Source organism: Pantoea sp. CTOTU50773 (assembly GCF_032082325.1).
Taxonomy (GTDB): Bacteria; Pseudomonadota; Gammaproteobacteria; order Enterobacterales; family Enterobacteriaceae; genus Pantoea; species Pantoea communis.
The window spans coordinates 1-6,346 of the sequence record NZ_DAMDQC010000207.1; the positions used below are offsets into that span (position 1 = coordinate 1).

The 6,346-nt window shown below is 52.9% G+C and carries 6 protein-coding genes; 2 read left to right on the top strand and 4 right to left on the bottom strand.

Annotation, left to right across the window (positions count from 1 at the left end):
• The first annotated feature begins 32 nt into the window (after window positions 1-32).
• Both ompF and RT340_RS21100 read left to right on the top strand, forming a co-directional pair.
• Complete coding sequence (gene ompF / locus RT340_RS21095; protein ID WP_313377652.1) at window positions 33-1,160, top strand: porin OmpF; 1,128 nt, start codon at window positions 33-35, stop codon at window positions 1,158-1,160.
• Window positions 1,161-1,360: 200 nt separating this feature from the next.
• Window positions 1,361-2,551 (top strand): amino acid aminotransferase, encoded by a 1,191-nt coding sequence (locus RT340_RS21100; protein WP_313377653.1) that lies wholly within the window; start codon window positions 1,361-1,363, stop codon window positions 2,549-2,551.
• A 42-nt stretch (window positions 2,552-2,593) separates the two neighbouring features.
• Here the strand turns inward: RT340_RS21100 and RT340_RS21105 are convergent, their stop codons facing one another.
• The 4 genes from RT340_RS21105 to RT340_RS21120 form a co-directional block, all read right to left on the bottom strand.
• Window positions 2,594-3,223 carry an MBL fold metallo-hydrolase gene (locus RT340_RS21105; RefSeq protein ID WP_097119313.1) on the bottom strand — a complete coding sequence of 210 codons (630 nt, stop codon included), beginning with the start codon at window positions 3,221-3,223 and terminating at the stop codon, window positions 2,594-2,596.
• Between the two features lie 36 nt (window positions 3,224-3,259).
• Window positions 3,260-3,811 (bottom strand): YcbK family protein, encoded by a 552-nt coding sequence (locus RT340_RS21110; RefSeq protein ID WP_034820522.1) that lies wholly within the window; start codon window positions 3,809-3,811, stop codon window positions 3,260-3,262.
• A gap of 188 nt (window positions 3,812-3,999) precedes the next feature.
• Window positions 4,000-5,790 (bottom strand): L,D-transpeptidase, encoded by a 1,791-nt coding sequence (gene ldtD, locus RT340_RS21115; RefSeq protein WP_409566174.1) that lies wholly within the window; start codon window positions 5,788-5,790, stop codon window positions 4,000-4,002.
• Between the two features lie 180 nt (window positions 5,791-5,970).
• The coding region (locus RT340_RS21120) for an SbcC/MukB-like Walker B domain-containing protein (protein WP_313377655.1) at window positions 5,971-6,346 on the bottom strand (376 nt) is incomplete at its 5' end.

Here is a 6,346-nt window from a genome sequence, read left to right on the forward strand (position 1 = left end):
TGTCCAAATAACTCCAATGAGGGTAATAAAAAATGATGAAGCGCAACATTCTTGCAGTGGTTATTCCTGCTCTGTTAGCTGCAGGCGCAGCAAACGCAGCAGAAATCTATAACAAAGACGGCAACAAACTGGATCTGTACGGTAAAGCTGTTGGTCTGCACTACTTCTCTGACAACGCTGGCGATGACGGCGATCAGACTTATGTTCGCTTTGGCTTCAAGGGTGAAACCCAGATTAACGACCAGCTGACCGGTTACGGCCAGTGGGAATACAACGTTCAGGCGAACAACTCTGAAGGTTCTGACGCGCAAGACGGTAACAAAACCCGTCTGGGCTTCGCGGGTCTGAAATTCGGTGATGCAGGTTCAATCGACTACGGTCGTAACTACGGCGTTGTATACGACGCAATCGGCTGGACTGACGTTCTGCCAGAATTCGGTGGTGACTCTGGTTACTCAGATAACTTCATGAACGGTCGTAGCACCGGTTTACTGACTTACCGTAACACCAACTTCTTCGGTCTGGTTGACGGTTGGAACTTCGCAGTACAGTACCAGGGCAAAAATGACCGTGACGATACCCGTCGTGCTAACGGTGACGGCTATGGTCTGTCAACTTCTTACACTTCGCCAATCGGTTTAGGTTTTGCTGGAGCTTATAGCAGCAGCGATCGTACTAATGCTCAGGTTGAAGGTACTGTTTACAGAGAAGGCGAAGCAATTGGAACTGGTGTCGGCGCTGGTACACGTGCTGAAACCTGGGTAACTGCTATCAAGTATGATGCAAACAACATCTACCTTGCTGCTATGTACGGTGAAACCCGTAACTCAACGCCTATCTCTGGCACAGTAAACATCGCAGGTACCAACACATCTGTTGCTGGCTTTGCTAACAAAGCTCAGAACTTTGAAGTTGTTGCCCAGTACCAGTTCGACTTCGGTCTGCGTCCATCCATCGCTTATGTCCAGTCTAAAGGCAAAGACATCGAAGGTATCGGCGATGCTGACCTGGTTAAATACATCGATGTGGGCGCAACCTACTACTTCAACAAAAACATGGCTACCTACGTTGATTACAAAATCAACCAGTTGGATGACAACAACCCTCTGGGTCTGGCTACCGACGACGTAGTTGCTGTAGGTCTGGTATACCAGTTCTAATCTCTCGATTAGATGTGCATATCGCCCTAAAAACGGAGCCTTCGGGCTCCGTTTTGCGTTTCAGTGATCGGCTTCTCAATTAGCGCCACTACTTTATACACGCGGCTTATTTCTTTTTTATGTCAGCGGTTGGCAAGCGTATCATCTGACGCTAACCTGATAGCTCATTTCGCTAAAGTTCACCCAAACGGAACTGACTCATGTTTGAATCGATCTCTGCCGCACCCGCCGATCCTATTCTGGGACTGGCTGACCTGTTTCGCGCCGACGACCGCCCGAATAAAATCAACCTTGGCATTGGTGTCTATAAAGATGAAACCGGTAAAACACCGGTACTCACCAGTGTTAAAAAAGCTGAGCAGTATCTGCTGGAAAATGAAACCACCAAAAATTATCTGAGCATTGATGGTCTGGCCGACTTTGCTCGCTGCACTCAGGAATTGCTGTTCGGCAAAGAGAGCGCGCTGATTTCAGCGGGCCGCGCGTGCACAGCACAAACTCCAGGCGGCACCGGTGCATTGCGCGTCGCGGCGGATTTCCTCGCGACCCAGACCAATGTGAAGCGTGTGTGGGTAAGCAACCCTAGCTGGCCGAACCACAAAAACGTATTCAACGCGGCGGGTCTGGAAGTTTGTGATTACCAGTATTACGACGCGGCCAACCATAGCCTCGATTTCGCAGGCATGGTCGCTTCGTTGCAGGAAGCCAAAGCCGGCGACGTGATTCTTTTCCACGGCTGCTGCCACAACCCGACTGGCGTCGATCCTTCCGCGGACCAATGGCTACAGCTGGCGAAGCTGTCCCAGGAAAAAGGTTGGCTGCCGCTGTTCGACTTCGCTTACCAGGGCTTTGCACGTGGCCTGGATGAAGATGCCGAGGGCCTGCGTATTTTCGCCGCGTCTCATCAAGAGCTGATTGTTGCCAGCTCTTACTCTAAGAACTTTGGCCTGTACAACGAGCGTGTCGGTGCACTGACGCTGGTTGCCGCCAACAGCGATGTCGCGAAAACCGCCTTTAGCCAGGTGAAATACAGCATCCGTGCTAACTACTCTAACCCACCGTCACACGGTGCCGCTGTGGTCGCCACCATCCTCGGTAACGACGCGTTGCGTACCATCTGGGTGCAGGAGCTGACAGACATGCGTCAGCGCATCCAGCGCATGCGTCAGCTGTTCGTGAATACCCTGGCAGAGAAAGGCGCGAAACAGGACTTCAGCTTTATCATTAAGCAGAATGGCATGTTTTCGTTTAGCGGCCTGACCAAAGATCAGGTTGTGCGCCTGCGTGACGAGTTCGGCGTGTATGCCGTTAACTCTGGTCGTGTGAACGTGGCCGGGATGACGCCAGACAATATGTCTGCGCTCTGTGAAGCGATTGTCGCTGTACTTTAAATAAGTCAGCAGAACGAGAAATGGGCCTTAATGGCCCATTTTTTATTGCAGGAACGGATTACTGATACGCTCCCGACCCAAGGTGGAAATCGGACCGTGGCCCGGCACAAAGGTCACATCATCACCCAGCGGTAACAGCTTAGTGTTAATCGCATTGATTAAATCGCTGTGGCTGCCCTGCGGAAAATCGGTACGTCCGACACCGCCATTGAAAATCACATCACCCGATATCAATAAGCGCCCAGCCCGGTCAAAGAAAACAATGTGTCCCGGCGTATGACCCGGGCACAGCAGCACTTCCAGCGTGACATTGCCAACCTGAACCGTTTCGCCCTCTTCCAGCCAGCGATCCGGCGCCAGTGGCGCACATTCCGGCAGGCCAAACATACGGCTTTGCGTCGGCAAATTATCCAGCCAGAACGCATCCAGCTTGTGAGGGCCAACAATAGGAATTTGATAGTGTGCGGCGAGTTCAGCGGCGGCCCCCACATGATCAAGATGACCATGCGTCAGCAGAATTTGCGCGGGGGTTAATCCCCGCTCAGCTAATACGGCAATAATCGTCTCGGCATCGCCGCCGGGATCCACCAGCGCCGCCTGCTGAGTTTCGTCATCCCAGATGACCGAGCAGTTTTGAGAAAAGGCCGTAACCGGAATAATGTGGTAATTCATAGCGCTCCATGACCGACACACGCAGCGCTGCCGGTATCAGGACCAGTGCCTTGCAGGCCCGGTATCTATGTGTACGAAGTTGCTGCGCGGGTAATATCCTACACCACCTGCGCGCATAGATAACGCCGCTTTGCGAACATTGCTCAATGAAATTCCCTCGATATGGAAATCCATCGCCTGCCCTTTGGTGTGATAACTGTGTTTGGCCACGCCAGGACCCGATTCACGCAGCATATTGTTAGTGGCCAGCGTACGGTAGCCTGAGATAAGCTGCACCGGTTTGCGGGTGTTGAGCACCATCTGTAAGCGATAGAGCTGATCAAACAGATGCGGATCGATGTGTTTCACTTGATTGGCGCGGTAATCACGGAAGAAGTGATTTAAGCGGGCTAACTCATCCTTGTCATAACTCTTGCCGTTAAAAAACTCCGTTTTAAGGGTTTCACCGGTGTGAAGGTTATTAAGCGTCAATACTCGGGGGCGCGAGGTGGAAAGCGAAGCCAGCGCTGAACCAGGAAGCAGAGACAAACCTGCCGCTGCGCCTCCAATCAGGAGCAATCGACGACGTTGAGAATCAAAATTAGCCATGTAGCGGGGTTACCTAATCTAAAGCGATAAAAAAATGTGTAAAAAGTACACAAGGCCGAACAGTAACCGCAGCCTGGAGGTCAGTCAACCCGCAATGTGTCACAGAATGACCAAAACCCGCGCAAAACCGAAATTTTGCGACGGGCCCTGATCTTTTCGAAGAGAGGTGAAATCCGGCAAATCAATGACTAGAGGAGAAGTTTTCCTGCTTTTGACAGAACCTGGCTACCGGAGCGCGCAGGGTTATCATAATTGTAAATATCTGTACGATATTGCGGCTGTCCATCCGCCGCGACCCATGCGGTTAAATAATAGAGATTAACCGGGATGCGGTGGCGAATCGGCACATAGCGCGTGTCGCCCTGTTTCAGCGTGTCGGTGATGCGGCTGTCATTCCAACCCACATCCTGCAGCAGCAGGTCGGCCAGTTCAGAGGCCTTATTCACGCGCACACAACCAGAGCTCAGTGCGCGAATATCGCGCTGGAACAAGCCATGGTTAGGCGTGTCGTGCAAATAGATGGCATCGGAACTCGGCATATTAAACTTATATCGACCCAGCGAGTTCATCGCGCCCGGCGCCTGACGAATGCGATACGGGAAACTGGCTGCAGAAACCATATGCCAGTCAATCATCGACGGATCGATCACTTCGGCATCCGCACTCCAGCCCGACAGTAAGGTATAGCCGTGCTTGTAGAGGTATCCGGGATCCTGTTTGACCTTCGGCACGATATCCTGACGCACCAAAGTGGTAGGTACATTCCACGGTGGATTGAGCACCACATTGTTCAACGCACTGCGCATCAGTGGCGTTTTACGATCGGGACGACCGACAATCACCCGCGATGACAAAATCGTGGCTCCGTTGTTGTAATAGGTGAGTGAATAGTTGGGAATGTTCACCATAATGCCGTTATGCATATCATCCGGCAGCAGACGCAGGCGCTGGATATTCAGTGCCAGTAACGATGCGCGCATCTGCGGAGACACATTCAACCACTCACGCGTGCGAGGGCCTATCGCCCCATCATCTGCCAGACCTTGCCAGTGCTGGAAGCGTTTTACCCCTTCCACCAGCGCGGCGTCATACACATTATCACCAGCAGGCGTGGTATTCGCCACCACGTTGCCGGTTGCCGCAGGTGCCTGTGCAGACAAATCATTGACGCTGGCCGCCGATGGACTCACCGCGACCGGCTGATTGCTCTGGCTGACCGGCACAGGTGCTGTCGGCACGGCATCATCAGTTGGCGTCGGTGTGCTGCTGTGCGTTGCGGCAGTCAGCATGCCGGTCCGCTGCAAAATCTCTCTGAGAGCAGGCACATCGTTGCTAATTTGGCCGGGGCGGAGCGTCCCGCTGTCGCGCAGTTGTGGCCATGGACGGTTATCGGTCAGCAGCGCTTTGAGCGCACTGTGCATCGGCGCATATTGAGGATGTTGCGGTGCCAGCGAGATGATAAACGCGCGACTGCCACCACCGTTTACCGCATTTTGCCACTGGTTAATGGCAGCTACGCCCGGCATCGTCAATTTGTAGGGAACATTACTGTACAGCCAGGTTTCACCCTGCGTCGGCACAGTGGCGACAAACTGCAAATAGCCTAACATGGCATCGCTCAGCACGATGTCGCGCGCCATGCCGGTAATCGTGGGATTAGTCAGTAATTCAACCCAACGAGTAAACTGTGGCTGGACGCCGGATAGCGCCACCTCCGCTAACTGTTGCTGGAAAGCCTGCACCGCTTGCTTATCCTGCCAGAGTGGCGCCATATTACGCGCGGCGTAGATACCGGCTAATCCCGGCAGATAGAAAGGCTGCTGACTGGGGCTAAAAGCCTGCTGAATTTGATGCTGACTCGCCGCCACTGACATGGCGCTATGTGAAGTTCCGGGTAAAGCGGCAATGATCGCGGCATGGCTGGTGGCCAGCGGCGACAATACCAGTGAAACACTGAGTGCGAGTACCGCACGATTCATTCTGCTTCTTCTATTCAGCCACATCCCTGCCCCCTTCTCACCTAAGACACAGCGCCCTGTTTTCGCTATGTACAGCCTTACTCTTATTGTTGAGTATACAAATAAAAAACGGCATCTGCCTCAGTGTGCAGATGCCGCTTACAGATTAAACGGTGCGCTGTTTTTTAAACAGATTCAGCGTCAGGTATTTTCTGTTTCTAAATCGATATCACTGGTGTCGCGTTTTGCTGGCACAGGATCTGCCGAGAATCCACGCAGCCCCACCACATGCACGTGTTCAGTGTTGTTAAACACTTTACGCACCAGCTTGTAGGTGGTGCCTTTCTCCGGGCTGATGTTCTCTGGCGCAGCAATCACCAGCTGCATCTCCAGACGCTCACACAGTTCGAACAGGGTGGCGATGGAGCGGGCATCGAGACGCGCCGCTTCATCAAGGAACAGCAGTCGGCATGGCGAAATATCTTTACCGCGCAGACGACGTGATTCCTCTTCCCAGCTTTGCACCACCATCACCAGAATCGACATACCGGTACCGATAGCCTCACCGGTGGAAAGC